Source organism: Streptomyces sp. CB00316 (genome assembly GCF_001905595.1).
Taxonomy (GTDB): Bacteria; Actinomycetota; Actinomycetes; order Streptomycetales; family Streptomycetaceae; genus Streptomyces.
Genome location: NZ_LIXI01000008.1, coordinates 74,373 through 97,961, shown reverse-complemented (window position 1 = coordinate 97,961; position 23,589 = coordinate 74,373). Strand labels below are relative to the sequence as shown.

Below are 23,589 nucleotides of genomic sequence, written 5' to 3'. Positions count from 1 at the left end.
CTACCGCAGGTCGCGGCCCTCGACGGCGGCGGCGATGGCGGTGTGCCCCGCCGGCCCGGGGTGCAGGCCGTCGCCGCTGTCGTACGCCGGCAGCAGCCGGGAGGGGTGGTCCGGGTCGCGGAGCACGGCGTCGAAGTCGGCGACGGTGTCGAAGATCGGCCCGGTGCGCACGGCCTCGTTGACCTGCTGGCGTACCACGTCCTGCTCCGGAGTCCAGCGCGTCCACCCTTCGAACGGGGCGATGGTGGCGCCCACCACCCGCAGGCCGGCGGACCGGGCGCGCAGGGCCAGTTGGCGGTACGCGGCCACCATCCGCGACGGGTCGCGCTCGGCGGGCACATGGTGGAGGTCGTTGACGCCCAGGTGCACCAGGACCGTCCGCAGCCCGGGTAGCGACAGCACGTCCCGGTCGAAGCGGGCCTGACCACCGACCCCGTAGCGGTCGCTGTCGAGCAGCAGCCGGTTGCCGCTGATGCCGAGGTTGGCGACGGCGGAGCCGGGCAGCCTGCGGGCCAGCTGGTCGGGCCAGCGGAGGTCCGCGTCGTCGGGTGTGCCGGAGCCCTCCGCGATGGAGTCGCCCAGCACGGCGAGGACCGGGCCGCGCGCCCCGGTCGTCTCGACCCCGGTCAGGAGGAGGACGGACCGGGTGCGGATGCCGTCGACGGTGTGCCAGGCGTGGGTGTTGCGGTGGAAGGAGAGCGGGCCGGTGGGTCCCGGGAGCCGCGTCCGGACCGTCAGCAGGGACCCGTGCTCCACCCGGAGCCCCGCCACCGGATCGCTGGTGAGGGAGGCGCCCGCCGCCAGCCACTCCTGCGGCCGCCCGCCGAAGGTGACCGGCCGGCCGTCGGCGGTCACCGGGCCCACCAGCACCGGCGCGGTCCCGAAGGCGTGTGCGTACCGCAGTCGGACCTGCCCGCCTGCCGAGAGCCGCAGCCGCGCGGTGCAGAGCCCGTCGGTGAGACCGGTGGCCGCGAGCGGGTCGGCCGCCGTGGGCGCGGTCTGCGCGGTGGCCCAGGAGGCGGTCCAGGAGGTGGCCGAGGGGGCGCGGCCGGGCGTGGCCGCCCGGGCGTCCGGGGCGGTGAGGGCCGTCGTGATTCCGGCTGCCGCCGCGTACAGCAGTCCCCGCCTCGCCGGTACGGAGAGCTGGCCGCCGGTCACCGGGAGAGCACCCGGGCGGAGGGGGCGGTGCGCCGGACACTGCTCATGGGTGTGCCTCCTGGAATCGGCCACGGGGAGCGGCTTGCGTATGGCCCGTGCCATCCAACGGCCCCCAGATGAACCGGTGGTGACATCGTTCCGCTCCGGCCGCGCCGCCATTGTGACGGCAGCGCCCGGCGCGCGACAGCCCACCACGCGCACCGCCGCCCGCCCCGCCGCTCAGTCGGCCGACAGCACCCAGCCCGTCGCCGCGATCCGCCCCGCGTCCCGGGGCCGGTCGGAGTCGAAGACCGTGACGCCGCCGTCCCTCACCCGCAGGGAGTCCACGTACGCGCCGCGCCCCACGTACAGCTGGTCGGTGGTGTACCGCCACCGCAGTTGCACGCCCTTGCCGCGCCAGGGCGACAGGTCCGCCTCCAGCCGGTGCCACACCCGCCCCGACCACCCGGACACCCAGCCCTGCGGATGCGGACGCGGGTCCGGGCGGTGCTGGCCGGGATGCGAGCCCACGGTGGTGAACGGCACCGGCTGCCACTCCTGGCCCGCCGACACCTCCAGAGCCAGCCGGTCGGAGCCGGGTTCGGTGTCCCACCACAGGGCGCACTCCAGCCGGGAGCGTGCGGAAGCCAGGCGCAGTACGGGCATGGTCAGCGTGGCGGTCGACGCGCTCGCCATCCCGGAGAACCAGGCCGTCCGCCCCCGCTCCGGCCGGACCGGGACGGCCCGGGCCAGCTGGTTGGCGGTCGCCACCCGGGGTGCGCTGCCCGAGCGCCAGCTCCGTACGGGATGCACCGAGTTGCCCAGCACGATCAGGAACGTGTCGGTCGACGGGTCGAGCACCAGGCTGGTCCCGGTGAACCCGGTGTGGCCCGCCGTGCGCGGAGTGGACATCGCGCCCATGTACCAGTGCTGGTAGAGCTCGAAGCCGAGGCCGTGCTCGTCGCCCGGGAACGCGGTGTTGAAGTCGGTGAAGAGGAGGTCGACGGAGTCCTCGGACAGGATGCGGGAGCGGCCGTAGACGCCGCCGTTGAGGAGGGTGCGGGCGAGGACGGCCAGGTCCCAGGCGCAGGAGAACACGCCGGCGTGACCGGCCACTCCGTCGAAGCTGTAGGCGTTCTCATCGTGCACCTCGCCCCAGACCAGGCCGCGTTCGAGGCCGGACCACGGCAGCCGGGCGTCCTCGGTGGCCGCGATCTTCGGCTTCCAGGAGGCGGGCGGGTTGTAGCGCGTCCGGTGCATCCCGAGCGGAGCGGTGATCTCGTCACGGAGCAGGGCATCCAGAGAGTGACCGGTGATCTGCTCCAGGATCAGTTGCAGCGAGATCAGGTTGAGGTCGGAGTAGAGATAGGCGCTGCCGGGGGCGGACGCCGGGACCTCGTCCCAGAGCATCCGGAGCTTCCCCTCCCGGGTCGGCTCCTGGTGGAGCGGGATCCAGGCCCGGAAACCCGAGGTGTGCGTGAGCAGCTGACGGACCGTGATGTCCTGCTTGCCGCCGCCCGCGAAGTCCGGGAGGTACGAGGCCACGGTGGCCTCCAGCTCCAGCGCGCCGCGCTCGATCTGCTGCACCGCCAGGACCGACGTGAACAGCTTCGAGATGGAGGCCAGGTCGAAGACGGTGTCCTCGGCCATCGCGATCTGCTGCTCCGCCGGGAACTCCACCCCGGTGTCCGTCGTCTCGTCGTACGCCGCGTAGCGCACCGCCTTGCCGATCGGCCGGTGCAGCGCCACCGTGCCGCCCCGCCCGGCGAGCAGCACCGCGCCGGCGTACCAGGGGTGCTTGGGGGAGTCGGCGAGGTACGCCTCCGCCTCGCGCACCAGCTGGTCCAGCGGTCCCTGGAGCAGCCCCGCGCGGGCCGCGCTGCCGCGACGCAGCGTGGGTCGGTGCTCGGGCCGCCGCGCCCCTGATCCCATGCTCGCTCCCGCGTCCGCCGTCACCGGGCCCCTGCCCGGCGCGCCCCGTTCGGCCGCCCCGGCCAGGGGGAGCGGCGCCAGGGCGAGTGCGCCGCCCAACGCCAGTATCCCGCCGCCCAGGCGCCGGCGGCCGATGCCGCTGCCCGTGGCGCCGCCGTCCGGGAGCCCGCCTGCCGCCGTGTCCCCGTTCTCCGCCGCGTACCCGGTCATCCGCAACCCCTTCCCGTGCCCGGAGCCGGCCCGGCGCGATCCCGCGCGAGCGCCCCGGTGCGAAAGTTACTTCCGAAATCTCGCCGAGCAGTGAAAGTTCCTGCCGCCGCAGAGATTACTGCCGCCCCCGCCGCCCCGTACGCCTCCGGGCCCGCAAAGAATCTGACATGGCATCAGAAAATCCCTTCCCTCGTCCGTCCGGCTGCGGCATCCTGCCGCCCATGGAGACGGAGCTGAGCAGAGAACTGGGCATCGAGCACGCCATCTTCGGCTTCACGCCGTTCCCCGCCGTCGCGGCGGCCATCAGCAGAGCCGGGGGATTCGGGGTGCTCGGCGCGGTCCGCTACACCGACCCGCAGGAGCTGGCCCGGGACCTCGACCGGCTGGAGGAGCTCGCCGACGGAAAGCCTTACGGCCTCGATGTCGTCATGCCGGCCAAGAAGGTCGAAGGGGTGACCGAGGCCGACGTCGAGGCGATGATCCCGGAGGCGCACCGGGGGTTCGTCCAGGAGCTGCTCACCCGCTACGGCGTGCCCGAACTCGCCGAGGGGGAGGCGTCCGGCTGGCGTATCACCGGCTGGATGGAGGAGGTCGCCCGGGGCCAGCTCGACGTGGCCTTCGACCATCCGATCAAGCTCCTCGCCAACGCCCTCGGCTCCCCGCCCCCCGACGTCGTCGAGCGCGCCCACGCCCACGGGGTCCTCGTCGCCGCCCTCGCCGGCAGCGCCGAACACGCCCGCCGGCACGCGGCCGCGGGCATCGACGTCGTCGTCGCCCAGGGGTACGAGGCGGGCGGCCACACCGGCGAGATCGGCTCGATGGTGCTCGTCCCCGAAGTCGTGGAGGCCGTCGCCCCGCTGCCCGTGCTCGCCGCCGGAGGCATCGGCAGCGGCGAACAAGCCGCCGCCGGGCTCGCCCTCGGCGCCCAGGGCGTCTGGCTCGGCTCCCTCTGGCTCACCACCGAGGAGGCCGACCTCCATTCGGCGGCGCTCACCCGCAAGCTCCTCGCCGCAGGCTCCGGCGACACCGTCCGCTCCCGCGCCCTCACCGGAAAACCCGCGCGCCAGCTCCGTACCGTATGGACCGACGCCTGGGACGACCCGGCCGGACCGGGCACCCTGCCCATGCCGCTTCAGGGCCTGCTGGTCGCGGAAGCCGTCTCCCGGATCCAGAAGTACGAGGTCGGGGAGCTGCTCGGCACCCCCGTCGGGCAGATCGTCGGCCGCATGACCAGCGAACGCAGCGTCCAGGCGGTCGTCGACGACCTGACGCGCGGCTTCGAACGGGCCGTCACCCGCATCAACCGCATCGCCGGAAGGAGCGCCACGTGAACCAGCCGCCCAACGGCTTCTGGGCCCAGGCCGCCGCCGACCCCGACCGGACCGTACTCGTCGCGCCCGGCGGTGAGGAGTGGAGCGCGGGTAGGCTGCACGCAGACGCCAACCGCATGGTCCACGGACTGCGCGCGGCGGGGATGCGCGAAGGGGACGCGTTCGCCGTCGTCCTGCCCAACGGCACCGAGCTGCTCACCGCCCACCTCGCCGCCGCGCAGGCCGGCTTCTACCTCGTCCCGGTCAACCACCACCTCGTCGGCCCCGAGATCGCCTGGATCGTCGCCGACTCCGGGGCCCGTGTCCTCATCACCCACGAACGCTTCGCGACCGCCGCCACGGCAGCCGCCGACGAGGCCGGGCTCCCGGAGAGCCACCGCTACGCCGTCGGCACCGCCCCCGGCTGCCGTCCTTACGCCGACCTGCTGGACGGCCACCCCGCCGCCCCGCCCGAGGGCCGCACCCTCGGCTGGGTCATGAACTACACCTCCGGCACCACCGGCCGCCCGCGCGGTATCCGCCGCCCCCTGCCCGGCAAGCCCCCGGAGGAGACGTACCTCGGCGGTTTCCTCGGCATCTTCGGCATCCGGCCCTTCGACGACAACGTCCATATCGTCTGCTCGCCGCTCTACCACACGGCCGTCCTCCAGTTCGCGAGCGCGGCTCTGCACATCGGCCACCCGCTGGTGCTGATGGACGGCTGGGCGCCCGAGGAGATGCTGCGGCTGATCGACACCCACCGCTGCACTCACACGCACATGGTCCCGACCCAGTTCCACCGGCTGCTCGCGCTGCCCGACGAGGTGAAGGCCCGCTACGACGTCTCCTCCATGCGCCACGCCATCCACGGGGCCGCACCCTGCCCCGACCATGTGAAACGCGCCATGATCGACTGGTGGGGGAGCTGCGTCGAGGAGTACTACGCGGCCAGTGAGGGCGGCGGGGCCTTCGCCACCGCCGAGGACTGGCTCAAGAAGCCCGGCACCGTCGGCAAGGCCTGGCCGATCAGCGAACTCGCCGTTTTCGACGACGAAGGGAACCAGCTGCCGGCTGGTCAACTGGGCACGGTCTACATGAAGATGAGCACCGGCGGCTTCAGCTACCACAAGGACGAGGCCAAGACCCGCAAGTACCGCATCGGCGACTTCTTCACCGTCGGCGACCTCGGCGTGCTGGACGCGGACGGCTATCTCTTCCTCCGCGACCGGAAGATCGACATGATCATCGCGGGTGGCGTGAACATCTACCCCGCCGAGATCGAGTCAGCCCTCCTCACCCACCCCGCCGTCGCGGACGCCGCCGCCTTCGGCATCCCGCACGCCGATCGGGGCGAGGAGGTCAAGGCCGTTGTCGAACCGGCCGAGGGGTACGAGCCCGGCGACGCGCTCGCCGCCGAGATCCTCGCCCACTGCGGGGAACGCCTCGCCGGCTACAAACGCCCCCGTTCCGTCGACTTCGTCACCGCGATGCCTCGCGATCCCAACGGCAAGCTGTACAAGCGCCGGTTGAGAGAACCGTACTGGGAGGGGCACCGACGTCCCCTGTGACCAAGGCGTCGAGCAACTGCAGTTCGGCTACGGCGTCGGCCTGGCGGGGGCTCTTGTGCTCGGTGAGCGTATGCAGGGAGGTGAGCACGGCCACGCGGGCCTCGGCGAATTTGCCCATGTGTCGGAGGACCGTGCCCAGTTCGAGGTGGACGGGCCCGCTCCAGGCTGGCATGTCCGCGCTCTCGAAGGTGGCGAGGGCCTCGCGCAGCGGTCCCTCGGCCTGCTGCCACTGGCCGAGAGCCGCGTGGTCGATTCCGAGGTGCTGCAGAGTCACTGCCTGGTAGAGGGCCAGCAGGTCGGGTGACAGCCCGGGAATGCCCGCGTGGCAGATCTCGTCACTGCGACGATGGATTTCCAGGGCCTGGTCGGCGCACCCCTGGTGACGCAGGATCTCACCGAGGGCGTTGAGGGTGGACAGTTCGGCGAGCCTGCCCTGGAGGGTGCTGGCCTGCTGGTGGCAGGCGGCCGAGTCCCGGAATCCGGCCACGGCCTCTTCCGTCCGGCCGAGACGGCGCAGCGCACCGGCCGCGTACCCCAACGCCCAGCCCATCTGAAGTCTGTCATCGCTTTCACGGGCGGCGCGGTACGCGGCGCGGGCGGCCTCCAGCGCGGCGTGGTGGTCGTAGAGACACATGTTGTAGGCCCAGGCGAGGTAGTTGAGGTGGGTGGCCTCTTCCCGTATGGAGCCCAGGGCGCGGGCCGCGTCGGCGGCGCGGCGGAAGACCTCCACCCATAGCTCCCAGTGCTGGGTCAGATCGGAGAACCAGTGCATCGCCTCGGCCGTGTCGACAACCGCCCGGTGCCATCCGGCGCTGTGGGCGTGTCTGAGCGCCGCGAGCCACTGACACCGCTCTGCCTCCAGCCAGGAGCGGGCCTGCGCCCGGCCGACGGGGGCGGTGGCCGGGTCGGGGTCGTTGTCCGGGGTCCGGTGCTGCTGGGCTTCGAAGTGGAGTCCGGCGGCCGTCGCCCGGGCCAGCATCCAGCGCGCGGCCCGGTCCCGGGCGGCTTCTTCCGCCGCACCATCGTCCTCGGCGGCCGCCAACTCGGCGGCGAACAGCCTGAGGAGGTCGTGGAACCGGTACCGCTCGACCGTGGCCTCCGCCTGCAGGAGCCCTTGGTCGGACAACTCCTCAAGCCCCAGCTCCGCCTCGCGTAAGGTCGTTTCGGCCAGAACGGCGGCGGTCTCGGGGCTGAAGCCCTGGCCCGCGGCCAGTGCGGAGCGGCGCAGAAGGGTACGGGAAACGGAGCCGAGCTGCTGGTAGGACAGGGCGAAGGCCGCTCTCACCTGAAGGTCACCGGCCTTGAGCAGGTCCAGGCGGCGCTCTTCACGGGCGAGTTGCGTTGCGAGTTTGTCCAGGAGCTCCTGCGGTCGGCCGGCGAGCCGCTGCCCGGCGATGCGGATCGCCAGGGGAAGATGCCCGCACAGGTCAGCCAGATCGCGTGCCGTCTGGGCCTCCCGGTCGACGCGCTCGGAGCCGATGATCCGGGTCAGCAGTTCTACGGACTCCTCACGACGCAGCAAGGGGAGGTCGACCCTGTGCGCGGCCTCGAGGCCGGTGAGGCCGCTCCGGCTGGTGATGATGGTCAGCGAGGAGCCGGTGCTCGGCAGCAGGGGGCGTACCTGGTCATCGTCGGCGGCGTTGTCCAATACCAGCAGCAGACGGCGGGTCGCGGCAATCGAGCGCAGCATGCCGGAGCGTTCCGACAGGCTGTGGGGGACGGCATGTCCGGGAACGCCCAGGGCACGCAGGAGCGTGGCCAGTACGTCCCGTGGATCGGCCGGTTCCGTGTCCATGCCGCGCAGATTGAGGAAGAGCTGTCCGTCGGTGAACCGCGGGGCGAGGGCGTGAGCGGTATGTATACCGAACGCTGTCTTGCCGAGGCCGGGCTGACCCGTCACGACGATGACGGGCGGGTGAGCGGTGTCCGAGCTCTCGGCAACGGCGAGGACGGTGGCCAGCGCCTGGCCCCGGGCGGTGAAGTCACGGGTGTCCCGCGGCAGAGGCAGGGGTCCTGGGCTCGCTGGGACAACGGCCTGAACTGTCCGGGCCCGTCCGGGGAGTGCGGCCGCCTCCAGCGTTCGCGCTTCCTCCGTGCTCAGAGCCAGCCCGCGGGCCAAAGCCTCGACGGTGCGGCGCTGCGGCCCCCCGGTGCGGCCCCGTTCCATGTCCGCCAGCGCTCGTACGCTCACACCCGAGGTGTGGGCGAGTTGCTCCTGGCTGAGCCCCGCGCGCATACGCAGACCGCGTACGAGTTCACCGAACTCACGCTTTGGGGGCGTTGTGCTGCTCATGAACCGGCCTCTCCTGTACGTGTGCCGAGTATGCGTTCTGAGCACGGCACTACCGGCAGAAGTATCCCGGACCGTACTTCTGCCGGGGCTTTCGCCTGGTGTTGACCTCACTGTATTGATCAACTCGAAACAAAGGACCGTCGGCCTCTGGACCAGGAAGACGGACACGCCTCCCGTCCCGTCATGGGCCGGCACACCGTGTCGGCCCATCCCGGCGACAGCGGGACGTGGTGCCCGCCGCGAGCAGGTGGCTTCACACCTCGGAACTCTTTCCGTGCTTCCGGTGCCCTTCAGGTCCTTTCGTTCCATACAGATCACAGAAGAAGGCAGGGACGTCATGGGTGGAGGGTTGCGCCATGCGCTTCTCTGAGCGCGAAGGAAGACGCCGGAGCGGGTTGGTTCCCGTGGTGATGGCGGTCGTCTGTTCTGCGGCGGTGGCTCTGGGGGCGCAAAGCCTGGTCTCCCGCGTGGGTGAGCGGGATTCACCACAGGAAGTGAAGAGCGTCAGTCCGGCCGGCATGGGGGTGCGGGAGGGGGAGTTCGTGCTCTACGAGCCCGTCTGGACCACCGCACACATCATCCAGAAGGGCCTGCACCTCCAGGACTTCGACACGGGTCTGGTGGTCTCGTATGTCGGACCGCCCGGCCGGAACCCCGGTGAGCAGGGTGACTGGGTCGGAATCTATGAACGTGGACAGCTCGACAAGGCTCACCGAAAGGACTGGGACTGGGTCTGCCCGAACGAGCACCACCGCTGCAAGTCGTTCGGCTCCGCCATTGTTCCCGCAGGAAATGACGGCCTGGAATCGGGCAAGACGTACACCGTGGCCTACTGGACCAACAAATCGGACGAGTCGAGCGGGCAACCCGCCGTGACCATCGACTATCACGTGCCCTGGTAACCCGCCCGTCAGATCACTCGAATCACTCATGGCCAACCGAACCCGATTCCCCGGAAAGGAGTTCTTACCATGCGCTTCACGAAGCGCCGAGACGGCGGGCGGCGCAGAATCCTCCCCGTCGCAGCCGCTGCCCTCTGCTCCGCTCTGCTCGTTACGGGTACGCAGTCCTTTCTGCTGCACATGACGAAGAGCGCCAACACGCAGAAGCTTCAGCGGACCAGCCTTGCCGCGTCTTCCGGCAGCACCAGCGAGTTCAGCATCCTGGACGCCACCTGGACCACCGCCCACATCAGGGAGAAAGGCATCACCAATGCCAAGGACACCGGTCTCGTGGTGACCTACCTCGCTCCGGTCGGCCGGAACCCGGCCAAGCAGGGCGACTGGATCGGAATTTACGAACACGGACGGCTCGAAAAGGCCCACCGAAAGGACTGGGACTGGGTCTGCCCGAACGAACACGATCGCTGTATGGCTTATGGGGCCGCGGCCATACCGGCGGGTGACGACGGGCTGGAACCGGGTAAGACGTACACCGTCGCCTACTGGGCCAACGACGCAAGCGAATCGAATGGAACTCCTGTCGCGACGATTGATTACGTGGTGCCGTGGTGAATCACCCCCCTGCCGGAGCGCGTGATCAGCGCTTCCCTGATGCCGTCATGTGCTGCTTCCTAGCACTCGTCCTCGCTCTCGTATCCACCGTTACGGTCCTCAGTAGACCCGCCGCGGCTCAGGATGAGGAAGACGACGTGGCGGCCAACTACTTGCGCGTCGTCCAGACCATCCTTGAAGAGGCCCGGGGAGCGGAGCATTCGGGGCAGGGTGGAAACCGGAGAGGGCATCGGACGACCTCAGCATCCGCCCCGGCGCGGGCCCTTCCGTACGATCTGGCCCGCCCGAACCCGATAACCCGCAACGGCTATGCTCTCGTCAGTCTCGATAGCCTGCGCAGAAGCACGAACATGCCATCCGTCAGCCTGGTCATACGTCTTGACAGCATGTACGTGATGGGGTTCTACCAGATCACTCTCGGCACTCACCGATTCTTCCGCTTCAATGAACCTGACCTGGGGGAGGTGCCCCAAGGATTCTTCGGGCCGGTCGACAGCCAAGTTCAAAGGGTGAATCTGCCCTACTTGAGCCGGTACGGCGAACGCGGTATGGGCGGGGCAAACGTTTGGAACCAGGATATCTCCGGCGAAGATCTCCGTAATGCCGTCGAACAGCTTGGCTACACCAGGACGGAACGCTCAAGCATGGATAGCGCGGGCCCCCACCTCGCGAGGCTGGTCATGACCTTGATGGAGGGGGCACGGTTCAACAACGTCAGGGACGCGGTTCATACAGCACTGGCCGCGGGGGAGGGCTGGCCAGCGGTTGAATACGAGCCGTACATCACCAACTGGGCCGACATGTCCGAGGTCATCAGGACCGGGTTCCACTACACCATGGAAGTCGGGCGCAGGGCACTCACCCTGTACCTCAGCGCGCTGAGAGCAAACATCAACATTCTCCATATCCCCAAGGGGAACCCGCCATCCCGAATGTGTTCGGGGAGCGGGGCCGCGACCTGCGTTTCAGCCCTCACTTCCAAGGACCGTCTCGGTGCTTCCAGCGGCCTGCCGGACTGGACCCAGGTCGGCTACCGCGGCGGCAGCGCGCTGCCCGATCACCAGCAGTACACCGCGGACGCGGCCTGCCGGATCACACCGGAGAAGCTGTCCGAGACATACGCCGTGAAGCCGGACGACGGCACGGACGACTCCGATGGCCTGCAGCGCGCGATCGACGACATTGGCAGCCGTTGCAGTGGCGGGGCCAACTTCGACCAGCTGTCCCTGATCACCCTGCCCGCCGGACGTCTCGACATCACACGCCAGATCTCCGTGGACGCCGACTACCTCGTGATCCGCGGACAGGGCAGCGACCCGGTGAACGGCAGGACCACCCACATCGTGTTCCGCCCGGACGCCGACACGCGCTACGACACGCTGACCAAGGACGGCAGCCGGTGGGACCCTGACTCGATGGTCCACGAGGCCGGTGCCGACACCGCCAAGGGGGGCTGGATCTGGCCCGGCCGGGGACTGTTCCGGGTCCAGACCCGGGAGGTCGCCCCCCGCTACGCCGACGAATGGGCCGCCGCTCCCTCCAACCGCAAGGACCTCTACGAAGGCTCGGTCAACCAGCACTGGGCCTCGGGAGCGAAGCTGCGCGGTTCCACCGATGAACCGGCCTACTCCGCCAAGGAAGGCGGCCGACTGATCCACTTGGACGCCAAGGCGAACATGTCGCGGTTCCGGAAAGGCGGGCACCTCTGGGTGGGCGCCGCGAACAGCCGCAAGTTCTACGAGCAGCAGGAAGCCCTGGACGAGACGCGGATCAACAATCTGCACATGCGTCAGCAGGTCTTCCGTATCAGCACGGTGGACGCCGAGAACCGCACCATGACCGTCGACAGGCCGCTGGAGTTCGACCTCCCCGTCGACTCCACATCCGACGGCTCCGCGCCGATCGACGGCACCGCCTACGCCAGCAAGGTGACCCCGCTGAAGATGGTGGTCGGCGTCGGCTTCGAGAACTTCTCCTTCACCCAGGAGATGCCGAAGCTGAGCCCGGAGCAGGCGAAACACAACTACGGGAACCTGGCACCCGAGTCCGCGATGCACGGTCTCGTCTTCAAGTGGGCGGCGGACTCATGGGCCCGCGGCGTGCGCGCGGAGATGACGGGCTCGCATCCCATCGTCACCGAGGTCGCCAAGAACCTGCAGTTCGAGGGGAACCACCTCGACGGCGCCTGGAACAAGGGCAAGGGTGGCAACGGCTACTTCCGCGGCAGCCGCGTCTGGGACTCCCTGTACGCGTACAACACCACACGCAATCTGCGGCACTTCACCCTGCAGTGGTCCGCCTCCGGCAACGTCGTGTACGCGAACGACTTCGACTCGGACCTGAATCTCCACGGCGGCTGGGAGCGCCGCAACCTGTTCGAGAACAACACCGTGCGCGTGCCGTACGAGCACTACTCCGGGAACTGCACCGCCCGCTGCGGCGGCGAAGGCGGCGAGGTGGAGGCCGGCACCTGGTATCCGATCTGGTGGGCGGCCGGGGCGAAGGCGGTGAAGTGGGCCGGGTCCTCCGGACCGCAGAACGTCTTCCACAACAACGTCCTCGCCAAGCAGCTCGTCCCCGGTGGCCCCTACGTCGACTACCTGCCGTACAGCAGGTCCGGAGGCGGCGCACAGCCGGTCTACCAGTTCGGCTCCGCCGCCGACGACCCCAGCCGCTTCCAACACCTCACACAGAACGGTGCTCCGCTCTCGGACTGGAACGGACACGAGAACGACGAATTCTCACACGGCAACGTGGGAGTGAACATCTTCCACAGCGCGCCGGGTGCATCGGTGTTCCTCAGGAACGCCGCATAGCCGGGCGACGGTCACAGGGCGGCCCCGGCAGTTCCTTGCCGGGCGCGACCAGACAGCCGAGGCGGACGGCGGCCGTCACCAGAGTCGGGTTCCACGTTTCTCCGAAAGCGCGGAACCCGACGAGGATCCGCATCGCTGCCCGGCTCGCTTGGTGCGTGGTCTCGTCGTAGACAGGACTATGAACGATGGGACGGCGACCTGGACGCTCCAGAAACCGGCGCAGCCCGGCCCCCGCTCGCCGCGTACCGTGACGAACCCGTCGGCGAGCGTGCACACCTGGTCGGCGGCCCGCGCCCAGCCGGTGCCGAAGCCCAGGTTCACGGAGTCCTTCACCACGATGTGCGGAAGACCGTACTGCGTGTACGGTATCCAGCCGCCGCGACACTCCCCACCGGCCCCTTGACCTGCCGGGCCCGCCCGCGCAGGATCACGCCATGACCGGTGTACGCAGCAGCACAGTCGACGGCGTCCTCACCCGCAGCGCCCGCCGCACCCCTGGACGGACCGCCGTGCGGTACGGCGACCGGGCCTGGACCTACCGTTCGCTCGACGCGGCGGTCTCCACCGCGGCCGCCGTCCTGACCGCCGAACACGCGCTGCACCCCGGCGACCGGGTGGCCTCGTACGCCCACAACTCCGATGTCTACCTGATCGCCTTCCTCGCCTGCGCCCGGGCCGGGCTCGTCCACGTCCCCGTCAACCAGAACCTCACCGGCGACGACCTGGCCTACCTCCTGGACCAGTCCGGCTCCGCCCTCGTCCTCACCGACCCGGACCTCGCGGACCGCATCCCCGTCGGCCGTCCCGTACGCGCCCTGCGCGACCATCCGGGCGCGCTCCTCGACGCCCTGGACACCGAGCGGCCCTTCACCCCGGAGCGCGCACCCGGCTCCGGCGACCTGGTGCAACTGCTCTACACCTCCGGTACCACGGCCCTCCCCAAGGGGGCGATGATGACGCACAGGGCGCTGGTCCACGAGTACGTCAGCGCGATCACCGCCATCGGTCTGGCGGCCGACGACCGGCCCGTGCACTCGCTGCCGCTCTACCACTCCGCCCAGATGCACGTGTTCCTGCTGCCGTATCTGGCGGTCGGTGCTGAGAACACCATCCTGGAGGCCCCCGAGGCCGGCCGGATCTTCGACCTGGTCGAAGCGGGCCTGGCCGACAGCCTGTTCGCCCCGCCCACCGTCTGGATCGGCCTCTCCAGCCACCCGGACTTCGCCACCCGCGACCTCTCCGCCCTCCGCAAGGCGTACTACGGGGCGTCGATCATGCCCGTACCCGTCCTGGAACGGCTGCGCGCCCGCCTGCCGCACCTGGCCTTCTACAACTGCTTCGGCCAGAGCGAGATCGGCCCGCTCGCCACCGTCCTCGGCCCCGACGAGCACGAGGGCCGGATGGAGTCCTGCGGCCGGCCCGTCCTCTTCGTGGAGGCCCGCGTCGTCGACGAGGAGGGCCGCGAGGTCCCGGACGGCACCCCGGGTGAGGTGGTCTACCGCTCACCCCAGCTCTGCACCGGCTACTGGGACAAGCCCCAGGAGACGGCGGAGGCCTTCCGCGACGGCTGGTTCCGCTCCGGCGACCTCGCGGTCCGCGACACCGAGGGCTACTTCACCGTCGTCGACCGGGTGAAGGACGTCATCAACTCCGGCGGCGTCCTGGTCGCCTCCCGCCAGGTGGAGGACGCCCTCTACACCCACCCCGCCGTCGCCGAGACAGCGGTCATCGGCCTGCCCGACGAGCGCTGGATCGAGGCCGTCACCGCCGTCGTGGTCCTGCGTGGCGAGGCGACCGACACCGAACTGATCGACCACGCCCGCGAGAAGCTCGCCCACTTCAAGGCGCCCAAGCGGGTCGTCTTCGTGGACGAGCTCCCGCGCAACGCCAGCGGGAAGATCCTCAAGCGGCAACTGCGGGACCGGCTGGCGTGACGGACCCCGCCCTCCGCGGGTGTCGAACCGGGAACCGAACAAAAAGGGGGGACGGCGGATGATGATGAGGCTCGGCGCGGGGCACTGGTCCTGTTCTGCCACATCGACGTCGTCGCGGGTCTCGCCATCGGAGACGTCATTTCCGACGCAGGGCCTCCTCTGCTCCACGGCGGCCCGGTCGCCTTCGTGGCAGGGTTCGTCACCCCGCGCCTGATCAGCCGGCCGGCAGCCGAAACGCAGCCCGCCCTCCCCGTCGTCGGGGAGGGCGGGCTCGGTGTCGTGCCGGGGTCTACTTCAGACCGTTGCTGATCGCGCTCACGAGTTCGCCGTTGGCGGTGTCGCCGTTGAACTCCCAGAAGAACGCGCCGCCCAGGCCCTGGCTCTTGGCCCAGGCCATCTTGGTGCCGACCGTCGCGGGGGTGTCGTAGCTCCACCAGTCGTTGCCGCAGTGGGCGTACGCCGTGCCCGCGACCGTGCCGGTGGCCGGGCAGGTGGTCTTCAGGACCTTGTAGTACTGGTTACCCGGCTCGACGCCGGCCGCCGGGCCGGTGGCGGTGCCGCCGGGGGCGGACTGGGTGACGCCGGTCCAGCCGCGGCCGTAGAAGCCGATGCCGAGCAGCAGCTTGGAGGCCGGGACGCCCTTGGCCTTCAGCTTGGCGATGGCGTCCGCCGAGTTGAAGCCCTGAGCGGGGATGCCGGGGTACGAGGTCAGCGGGGAGTGCGGGGCCGTCGGACCCTGCGCGGCCCAGCTGCCGAAGTAGTCGTACGTCATCACGTCGTACCAGTCGATGTACTGCGCGGCGCCGCCGTAGTCGGCTGCGTCGAGCTTGCCGCCGTTGGAGCCGTCCGCGGTGATGGCCGCGGTGAGCAGGTTGTTCGGGCCGAACTTGGCGCGCATGGCCTGCATCATGTTCTTGATCGATGCCGGGCCGCTGGAGTCGCAGGTCAGACCACAGGCGTTGGGGTACTCCCAGTCCAGGTCGATGCCGTCGAAGACATCGGCCCAGCGCGGGTCCTCGACCAGGTCGTAGCAGGACTGGGCGAACGCGTTCGGGTTCTGGACGGCCTGGCCGAAACCGCCGGACCAGGTCCAGCCGCCGAAGGACCACAGCACCTTGATGTGGGGGTACTGCGCCTTCAGCTTGCGGAGCTGGTTGAAGTGGCCGCGCAGCGGCTGGTCCCAGACATCGGCCTTGCCGTCGACGGAGTTGGCGGCGGTGTAGGACTTCTCGTAGTCCTCGTACGCGTCGCCGATGGTGCACTTGCCGTTCTGCACGTTGCCGAAGGCGTAGTTGATGTGCGTGATCTTCTCGGCGGAGCCGGAGGTCACGAGGTTCTTCACCGTGTAGGAGCCCCAGTTGGTGAAGTAGCCCAAGTTGATCTTCCCGCCGCCGGGGTTCTCGCCGCCACCGCCGCCGGTGGTGCGGACCGTGGTGGCGGGGGAGGCCGGACCGGTCTGGTCGGCGGTGTCGCGGGCGACCACGCTGTAACTGTAGTCGGTGCCGGCGGTCAGACCGGTGTTGGTGTAGGTGGTGCCGGTGACCGTGGCGACGGTGGCGCCGTCGCGCTTGACGTCGTAGTTCTTGACGCCCTTGTCGTCCGTGGCGGCCGCCCAGGACAGCTTCACCGAGGTGTTGGTGATGTCGCTCGCGGCGGGCTTGCCCGGGGCGGAGGGGGCGTTGTCACCGGGGTTGGTGGAGCCGCCGTCACAGGGGTTGCCGTTGAGCTTGCAGCCCGTGGGCGCTCCGGAGCCGGAGCCGTTGAAGCCGAAGGAGGCGGAGGCGCCGGGGGCCAGGGTGCCGTTCCAGCCGAGGTTCTTCGCGGTCCAGTGGTTCGCGGAGTTGGTGACGGTCGCGTCCCAGGCGGAGGTGACCTTGGTGTTCGCGGGGAAGTCCCACTCGACGGCCCAGGAGGTGAGCGTGGTGGTGCCGGTGTTCTTCACCGTCCACCTGCCCTCGAAGCCGGAGCCCCAGTCGGAGGCCTTGGTGTAGGTGGCGGTGGCCGAGGCCGCGGCCTCGGCGGGGCTGGCGAGGCCGACCATGGCGGCCAGCGGGAGGAGCAGTGCGGTGGCGCCGGCGAGGACCTTGGACCGCTTGTTCGGGATGATGCTCCGCGTCGATCCGGTGCGGCGCCATCGTGGTTCAGTGCTCAAGGGGGCTCCTCGGGTCACGTCCGGAGGACAGGGGTGGTCCCTGGCCTGACAACCCTGCGTGGCCTTGAGCACGTGGTGTCTCTCCTCGGCACCCCCGCAGTGTCTCCGCGACCCTAGGAAGGCCTAGACCAATCGTCAAGAGGTCTGGACCAAAAGATCGTTGAGCGGATCTCGAGTCGGAGCCGGACCGCCGGGCCGCGGACCTCGAGCGCGGCTCCGGGGTTGGTCTCCATCACCGCGTGCGGGGCATCGACCTCGACGGTGGTGGACCCGGCCCTCCTGGCCATGTAGCGCAGGTTCTCGGTCCCTATGGCGCGGTCGTCGGTGGCGACCAGGTACCAGGACGGGATCGTCTTCCATGCGGCTGCCTTGGAGGGGCTCACCACCCGACACCGGGGTGACCGGGCGCTGGGAGGCGGCGAGCAGCGGGTTCGTGGTGGCGACCACCTGGTAGCCCCGCGCTTGCAGGCTCTTGCTGACCTCGTCCCAGCCGGAGGGGTCCGCCCAGGCTCCACGCAGGAGTACGACTGTCGGGCGGCTGTCAGACGGCGCGGGCGGTCTCCAGGGTCGGATAGATCCGCAGGTAGGTGTCGACACCTGCGAGGTCGAACAGCCGGGCCACCCGCCTGGAGGGGGCCGCTATGCGCAGATCGGTGCGCGGGTGGGTGCTGAGGATCATCCGCACGAAGGAGGAGTCGGCGAACGTGATTCTGCTGGCGTCCAGTACCACTCCGCCGTGGACGGCGGCCATCGTCTCGATCTCCGCTCCGAGCGAGGTGGTGTTGTCCATGTCGAACTCTCCGCGCGGGGAGAGTTCGGGCAGCGGCGCGGGTCTGGAGCTCCCGAGGTCTGGAATCGTCACCGGGTGACTTCATCGCCAGGCGTGCAGCGCACCGAGGACCGGTCCTGCCGACTGGGCGCAGCGGTCCTCGCAGCCGCCCCGCCTCCGCGATCCGCCGCAACAACTTCCGCGTATGCTCCTCCCGAGGCGCACCGAACACCTCATCCGGTGACCCGCCCTCCAGCACCACCCCCTGCCGCAGGTCCTGGAGGGCGGTACGTCGCTCGTGCTGCGGGACGTGGACCTGGAGGTCGCCCCGCACACCGTGACCGCGCTGTTCACATCGTGCCGGGCTCCCGCAGATCCACGATCCGCCGGATCTTGCCCACCGAGCGCTCCAGCGACTCCGGGTCGACGATCTCGACCTCCACCGACACCCCGACCCCGTCCTTCACCGCCGACGCGATAGCGAGCGCCGCCTTCTCCCGGTCCGCCGCCGTCGCGTCCGCCCGCGCCTCCGCCCGTACCGTCAGCGCGTCCAGGCGCCCCTTCCGGGTCAGCCGGAGCTGGAAGTGCGGGGCGACGGCGGGCGTACGCAGCACGATCTCCTCGATCTGCGTCGGGAACAGGTTCACCCCGCGCAGGATCACCATGTCGTCGCTGCGCCCGGTCACCTTCTCCATCCGGCGGAAGTTCCGGGCTGTCCCCGGCAGCAGCCGCGTCAGGTCCCGGGTGCGGTAGCGGATCACCGGCATCGCCTCCTTGGTGAGCGAGGTGAAGACCAGCTCACCCTCCTCGCCGTCCGGCAGCACCTCACCGGTGAACGGATCCACGACCTCCGGATAGAAGTGGTCCTCCCAGATGTGCAGCCCGTCCTTCGTCTCCACGCACTCCTGCGCCACCCCGGGGCCCATCACCTCGGAGAGGCCGTATATGTCGACGGCGTCGATGGCGAGCCGGTCCTCGATCTCCCGGCGCATCGCCTCCGTCCACGGCTCCGCGCCGAAGACGCCCACCTTGAGAGAGGTCGTGCGCGGGTCGACGCCCTGCCGCTCGAACTCGTCCAGCAGCGTCAGCATGTACGACGGCGTGATCATGATGATCTCGGGCCGGAAGTCCTGGATGAGCTGCACCTGGCGCGCCGTCATCCCGCCGGACGCCGGGATCACCGTGCAGCCGAGCCGCTCGGCCCCGTAGTGCGCGCCGAGGCCACCGGTGAACAGCCCGTACCCGTAAGCCACATGGACCTTGTGGCCGGGCCTGCCGCCCGCCGCCCGGATCGACCGGGCGACCACGTCCGCCCAGGTGTCCAGGTCCCGTTCGGTGTACCCCACCACGGTCGGGCGCCCGGTCGTGCCGCTGGAGGCGTGGATGCGCCGGACGTCCGCCTCCGGCACGGCGAACATCCCGAACGGGTAGTTGTCGCGCAGGTCGGCCTTGGCGGTGAACGGGAAGCGGGAGAGGTCGGCGAGCGTACGGCAGTCCTCGGGCCGCAGCCCGGACCCGTCGAACGCCGCCCGGTAGAAGGGCACGTTCTCGTAGGCGTGGCGCAGGGTCGTGCGGAGCCGTTCGAGCTGGAGGGCCTCCAGCTCGGCGCGGCTCAGCTGTTCCGCCGCGTCCAGCATGGCTGTCATCAGGGCCCTCCCTCTCCCGAACCGGACGACCGATCATTCGATCGATCTTCCTGGGAGCAGTAATTCAGGAGACCGGGCGCGCTGACAAGAGGGGCGCACGGACCGGTTCCCGATCGGCTCGCAGCGAAGCCCGGTGCGTTCGTCCGCACGTTCCTGTTTGGATGGACGGCATGCCGACCTTCGCCGCGTACGACACCACCCCGCTCGCGTACCACCTGGTGGGGGAGGGCGAACCGCTGATCTGTCTGCCCGGCGGACCGATGCGGGCGAGCGCGTACCTCGGCGACCTCGGCGGGCTCTGCGCCGTACGGCAGCTGGTCCTCCTGGACCTGCGCGGGACGGGCAAGTCCGCCGTACCCGAGGACCCCACGACCTACCGCTGCGACCGGCTCGTCGACGACGTGGAGGCGCTGCGCGAACACCTCGGCCTGGACCGGATCGACCTGCTGGCCCACTCCGCCGGCGCGGACCTGGCCCTGCTGTACGCCGCCCGGCACCCGGAGCGGCTGCGCACCCTGACCCTGATCACCCCCTCCACCCGGGCCGTCGGCATCGAGGTGACCGACCAGGACCTGCGCGAGGCCGCCGAAATGCGCAGCGGCGAACCCTGGTACGCCGAGGCCCGGGCCGCCCAGGAGGCGCTGCTCGCCGGCGGGCCCTTCGCCGAGCTGTGGCCCGCCGTCCGGCCGCTCACCTACGGCCGCTGGGACGAGAGGGCCCGGGCCCATGCCGCCGCCTCCGCCGGGCAGACCAACCCCGAAGCGCGCGGCCGCTACGACGACGGCGCGTACGACCCCGCCGCCACCGTCCCCGCCCTGGGCGAGCCGGCCGTGCCGGTGCTCGTCCTCGCCGGGGAGTACGACGGGCACCCGAGCCCCGACCGGGCGACGGAGCTGGCCGCGCTCTTCCCGTACGGAGAGTTCGCCGTCCAGCGGGGCGCGGGGCACTTCCCGTGGCTCGACGACCCGGGCGCCTTCTCCCGTACCGTGGCGGCCTTCCTCGACCCGGACGTCCTCACCGTGCGGGCGGGCGGCGTCCGGCTCGCGTACCGGGTGTGGGGCGAGCCCTCCGCCCCGCCGGTCGTCCTCCTCCACGGCCGGGCCGGCTCCTCCCTCACCTGGACCCGGATCGCCGGGGAGCTCGCCGCCGGACACCGCGTGTACGCCCCCGACTTCCGGGGCCACGGGCTCAGCGACTGGCCCGGCCACTACTCCTTCGAGCTCTTCCGCGACGACCTGCACGCCTTCCTGGAGGCCCGCGGCCTGGCCGGTGCCACCGTGATCGGACACTCCATGGGCGGGGTGGCCGCCTACCTCCTCGCACAGCGGGAGCCCGGGCTGATCGGACGGCTGGTCATCGAGGACGCCCCGCCGCTCCTGCCGCTCGACCCGCCCCGGCCGCCGGTCGAACGCCCAGAAGGCGAGCTGGACTTCGACTGGTCCGTGGTCGCGGACATCGACGCCCAGCTGAACGACCCCGACCCGACGGGCCGTGAACGGCTGGCGGAGATCACCGCCCCGACCCTGATCATCGGCGGCGGCGCGACGAGCCACATCGACCAGAAGCAGCTGGCCGATATAGCGAGGACCATCCCCGGCGCCGTGCTCGCCACCATCGAGGCGGGCCACCTCGTCCACACCACCCGGCCGGAGGAGTTCCTCGCGGCGATCAGGTCGTTCGGCCTGGCGTGACCGTCAGGCTCAGCCCTCAGCCGCCGCCACCGCCTTCGCCCACCGGTAGTCCGCCTTGCCGCTCGGCGACCGCTGGATCCGGTCGGTGAGGACCAGGGCACGCGGGATCTTGTACCCGGCGAGCCGGGTCCGGCAGTGGGCCTGCACGGCGTCGAGGTCCAACGCCGGTGCGCCCTCACGGAGCTCCAGGACGGCCGCGACCCTGCTGCCCCAGCGCTCGTCGGGGACGCCCGCGACGAGCGCGTCGTACACGTCCGGGTGGGACTTGAGCGCCTGCTCCACCTCCTCCGGGTAGACCTTCTCCCCACCGGTGTTGATGCACTGCGAGCCCCGGCCGAGCACGGTGACGATGCCCTCCGCGTCGACGGTCGCCATGTCGCCCAGCAGCACCCACCGCTCATCGCCCTTACGGAAGAAGGTGTCGGCGGTCTTGACCGGGTCGTTGTAGTAGCCGAGCGGCACATGGCCACGCTGGGCGATGCGGCCCACCTCGCCCGGTGCCACCGGCTCGTGCGTCGCCGGATCGAGCACGGCCGTACGGGCGTTGACCTGCACCCGGAAGCCACGCTCGGGGCCCGAGTCGGCGGTGGCGGTGCCGTTGAAGCCGGACTCGGAGGAGCCGAAGTTGTTGAGCAGCATCACGGTCGGCACGAGTGCCTGGAACTCCGCCCGCACCGAATCCGACATGATCGCCCCGGAGCTGGAGACCGAGAACAGCGACGAACAGTCCGTCCCTCGCAGCGGCCCGTTGAGGGCGTCGATCAGCGGACGCAGCATCGCGTCGCCCACCAGCGACACGCTGGTGACCTTCTCCCTCTCGATCGTTCTCAGCACCTCTTCGGGGGCGAACTTGCGGTGCACGACCACACGTTGACCGAAGTTGAACCCGATGAACGCGGTGAGTGTCGAGGTGCCGTGCATCAGTGGGGGAGTGGGGAAGAAGGTGATGCCGTCACCGCCCGCCGCCACCCGCTCGGACAGCTCGTGCGGACTCCTCACCGGTTCGCCGGTCGGCGCGCCGCCGCCCAGGCCGGAGAAGAACAGATCCTCCTGACGCCACATGACCCCCTTCGGCATCCCGGTCGTGCCGCCGGTGTAGATGATGAACTGGTCGTCCGCAGAGCGTGGTTCGAAGCCGCGCGCGGGTGAGCCGGACGCATCGGCCTCGGCGAAGGGGACGGCCTCCAGGCCCGGGGGTGCGGCTGCGGACCCCACCCGGACCAGGTGGCGCAGGGCCGGAGCCTGTACGGACGCCGCCGCGACCCGTTCGTCGAACTCGCCGTCGAAGACCAGCGCCGCCAGGTCCGCGTCCCGGTAGAGATAGACCAGCTCCTCCTCCACGTAGCGGTAGTTGACGTTCACCGGCACCAGTCGTGCCTTCAGCGCGCCCAGGACCGTCTGGAGGTACTCGATGCCGTTGTAGAGGTGCAGCCCGAGGTGTTCGCCCGGGCGGAGCCCCGCACCGATGAGGTGATGGGCGATCCGGTTGGCGGCGGCGTCCAGTTCGGCGTAGGTGAGGCGCCGCTCCGTGCCCGTACCGGGATGGTCCACGTACAGGAGCGCCTCGCGGTCGGGGACCACGTCGACGACCGACTCGAACAGGTCGGCAAGGTTGTACTCCACCGTTCCTCCTGACCCCGGGTGACTGGCGACTCGGCCGTCATTAGAGCGCCGGGCGGCACAAGTGGGAAGGGGCGGAGTCGAAGGAATCTGACGAGCTGTCAGAAAACTATTGAACTGCGACCCCACCTACTGCAACCTGTTCCAGGTCTGCAGACGGGAGTTCGTCATGGGCGGTACGGAACACCTCGGTACGGAACACCTCACCGCGGAGCGCCAGGGCGCCACGCTGGTGCTCACCTTGAACAGACCACAGGCCAGGAACGCGCTGTCGCTGCCGATGCTCGTCGGCCTGTACGACGGGTGGCTCGCGGCCGACGCGGACGACGAGGTGCGCTCGGTCGTCCTGACCGGGGCGGGCGGCGCGTTCTGCTCCGGCATGGACCTCAAGGCGCTCGCGGGCGGCGGGATGGAGGGCGAGGAGTACCGGGAGCGGATGACCGCCGACCCGGACCTGCACTGGAAGGCGATGCTGCGTCACCACCGCCCGCGCAAACCGGTGATCGCCGCCGTGGAAGGGCCCTGTGTCGCCGGCGGCACCGAGATCCTCCAGGGAACGGACATCCGCATCGCCGGGGCGGGCGCCACCTTCGGGCTCTTCGAGGTCCGGCGCGGCCTCTTCCCGATCGGCGGCTCCACCGTCCGGCTGCCCCGCCAGATCCCCCGCACCCACGCCCTCGAAATGCTCCTGACCGGCCGCCCCTACACCGCCGACGAGGCCGCAGCCATCGGGCTCATCGGCAGGGTCGTCCCCGACGGCACCGCCCGGGAGGAGGCCCTCGCCGTCGCCGAGCGGATCAACGCCTGCGGACCGCTCGCCGTCGAGGCGGTCAAGGCCTCGGTCTACGAGGGCGCCGAGCTGACCGAGAGCGAGGCTCTGGCCGCCGAACTCAGGCGCGGCCGACCGGTATTCGCCACCGAGGACGCCAAGGAGGGCGCCCGCGCCTTCGCCGAGAAGCGCCCGCCCGTCTACCGGCGCGCCTGAGCCCTGAGCCTT

The 23,589-nt window shown here is 70.4% G+C and carries 15 protein-coding genes and 1 pseudogene; 8 read left to right on the top strand and 8 right to left on the bottom strand.

The window, feature by feature from the left end:
- A complete protein-coding gene (locus AMK21_RS22635) occupies positions 1-1,158 on the bottom strand; it encodes an SGNH/GDSL hydrolase family protein (RefSeq protein WP_073880776.1) in 1,158 nt (385 codons plus the stop codon).
- Between the two features lie 219 nt (positions 1,159-1,377).
- Positions 1,378-3,279, bottom strand: coding sequence for a serine hydrolase domain-containing protein (locus tag AMK21_RS22630; RefSeq protein ID WP_199863263.1), 1,902 nt, complete (start codon positions 3,277-3,279; stop codon positions 1,378-1,380).
- Between the two features lie 221 nt (positions 3,280-3,500).
- Here AMK21_RS22630 and AMK21_RS22625 point away from each other — a divergent pair, with 221 nt between their 5' ends.
- On the top strand, positions 3,501-4,610 hold the full coding sequence (locus AMK21_RS22625) for an NAD(P)H-dependent flavin oxidoreductase (RefSeq protein WP_073880774.1): 1,110 nt from the start codon (positions 3,501-3,503) through the stop codon (positions 4,608-4,610).
- Positions 4,607-6,157 (top strand): acyl-CoA synthetase, encoded by a 1,551-nt coding sequence (locus tag AMK21_RS22620; protein ID WP_073880772.1) that lies wholly within the window; start codon positions 4,607-4,609, stop codon positions 6,155-6,157. Before AMK21_RS22625 ends, AMK21_RS22620 begins: the two co-directional genes overlap by 4 nt.
- Here AMK21_RS22620 and AMK21_RS22615 read toward each other — a convergent pair.
- The gene (locus AMK21_RS22615; RefSeq protein WP_079181229.1) at positions 6,069-8,450 is read right to left on the bottom strand and encodes a helix-turn-helix domain-containing protein; all 2,382 of its coding nucleotides are present in this window, start codon (positions 8,448-8,450) and stop codon (positions 6,069-6,071) included. The genes AMK21_RS22620 and AMK21_RS22615 overlap by 89 nt on opposite strands.
- 356 nt (positions 8,451-8,806) lie before the next feature.
- Between AMK21_RS22615 and AMK21_RS22610 the strand changes: the two genes are divergently transcribed.
- The 3 genes from AMK21_RS22610 (at position 8,807) to AMK21_RS22595 (ending at position 12,780) form a co-directional block, all read left to right on the top strand.
- Complete coding sequence (locus AMK21_RS22610) at positions 8,807-9,352, top strand: hypothetical protein (protein ID WP_143194877.1); 546 nt, start codon at positions 8,807-8,809, stop codon at positions 9,350-9,352.
- Between the two features lie 69 nt (positions 9,353-9,421).
- Positions 9,422-9,964: a hypothetical protein gene (locus tag AMK21_RS22605; RefSeq protein ID WP_073880766.1), complete on the top strand. Its 543-nt coding sequence runs from the start codon at positions 9,422-9,424 to the stop codon at positions 9,962-9,964.
- Between the two features lie 47 nt (positions 9,965-10,011).
- Complete coding sequence (locus tag AMK21_RS22595) at positions 10,012-12,780, top strand: ribosome-inactivating family protein (RefSeq protein ID WP_079181228.1); 2,769 nt, start codon at positions 10,012-10,014, stop codon at positions 12,778-12,780.
- Positions 12,781-12,972: 192 nt separating this feature from the next.
- On the opposite strand, the pseudogene AMK21_RS37150 reads toward AMK21_RS22595, so the two are convergent.
- Positions 12,973-13,239 (bottom strand): annotated as a pseudogene (locus AMK21_RS37150) (penicillin acylase family protein); the annotation flags it as partial.
- On the opposite strand from AMK21_RS37150, the gene AMK21_RS22585 reads away from it, so the two are divergent.
- Positions 13,215-14,714 carry an acyl-CoA synthetase gene (locus tag AMK21_RS22585; RefSeq protein WP_073880762.1) on the top strand — a complete coding sequence of 500 codons (1,500 nt, stop codon included), beginning with the start codon at positions 13,215-13,217 and terminating at the stop codon, positions 14,712-14,714. The pseudogene AMK21_RS37150 and the gene AMK21_RS22585 sit on opposite strands and share 25 nt — an antisense overlap.
- A 289-nt stretch (positions 14,715-15,003) precedes the next feature.
- Here AMK21_RS22585 and AMK21_RS22580 read toward each other — a convergent pair whose 3' ends face one another.
- The 3 genes from AMK21_RS22580 to paaK all read right to left on the bottom strand — a co-directional run bounded on the left by AMK21_RS22580 (position 15,004) and on the right by paaK (position 19,281).
- Positions 15,004-16,866 (bottom strand): glycoside hydrolase family 18 chitinase, encoded by a 1,863-nt coding sequence (locus AMK21_RS22580; protein ID WP_073880760.1) that lies wholly within the window; start codon positions 16,864-16,866, stop codon positions 15,004-15,006.
- Positions 16,867-17,407: 541 nt separating this feature from the next.
- On the bottom strand, positions 17,408-17,728 hold the full coding sequence (locus AMK21_RS22570) for an STAS domain-containing protein (protein ID WP_234422010.1): 321 nt from the start codon (positions 17,726-17,728) through the stop codon (positions 17,408-17,410).
- Positions 17,729-17,985: 257 nt separating this feature from the next.
- Positions 17,986-19,281, bottom strand: coding sequence for a phenylacetate--CoA ligase PaaK (paaK, locus tag AMK21_RS22565; RefSeq protein ID WP_073880754.1), 1,296 nt, complete (start codon positions 19,279-19,281; stop codon positions 17,986-17,988).
- A 170-nt stretch (positions 19,282-19,451) separates the two neighbouring features.
- On the opposite strand from paaK, the gene AMK21_RS22560 reads away from it, so the two are divergent.
- A complete protein-coding gene (locus AMK21_RS22560; protein ID WP_073881144.1) occupies positions 19,452-20,972 on the top strand; it encodes an alpha/beta fold hydrolase in 1,521 nt (506 codons plus the stop codon).
- 9 nt (positions 20,973-20,981) lie between these two features.
- Here the strand turns inward: AMK21_RS22560 and AMK21_RS22555 are convergent, their stop codons facing one another.
- The gene (locus AMK21_RS22555; protein ID WP_073880752.1) at positions 20,982-22,595 is read right to left on the bottom strand and encodes an acyl-CoA synthetase; all 1,614 of its coding nucleotides are present in this window, start codon (positions 22,593-22,595) and stop codon (positions 20,982-20,984) included.
- Positions 22,596-22,761: 166 nt separating this feature from the next.
- Here AMK21_RS22555 and AMK21_RS22550 point away from each other — a divergent pair, with 166 nt between their 5' ends.
- On the top strand, positions 22,762-23,577 hold the full coding sequence (locus AMK21_RS22550) for a crotonase/enoyl-CoA hydratase family protein (protein ID WP_073881142.1): 816 nt from the start codon (positions 22,762-22,764) through the stop codon (positions 23,575-23,577).
- Positions 23,578-23,589: the final 12 nt, after the last annotated feature.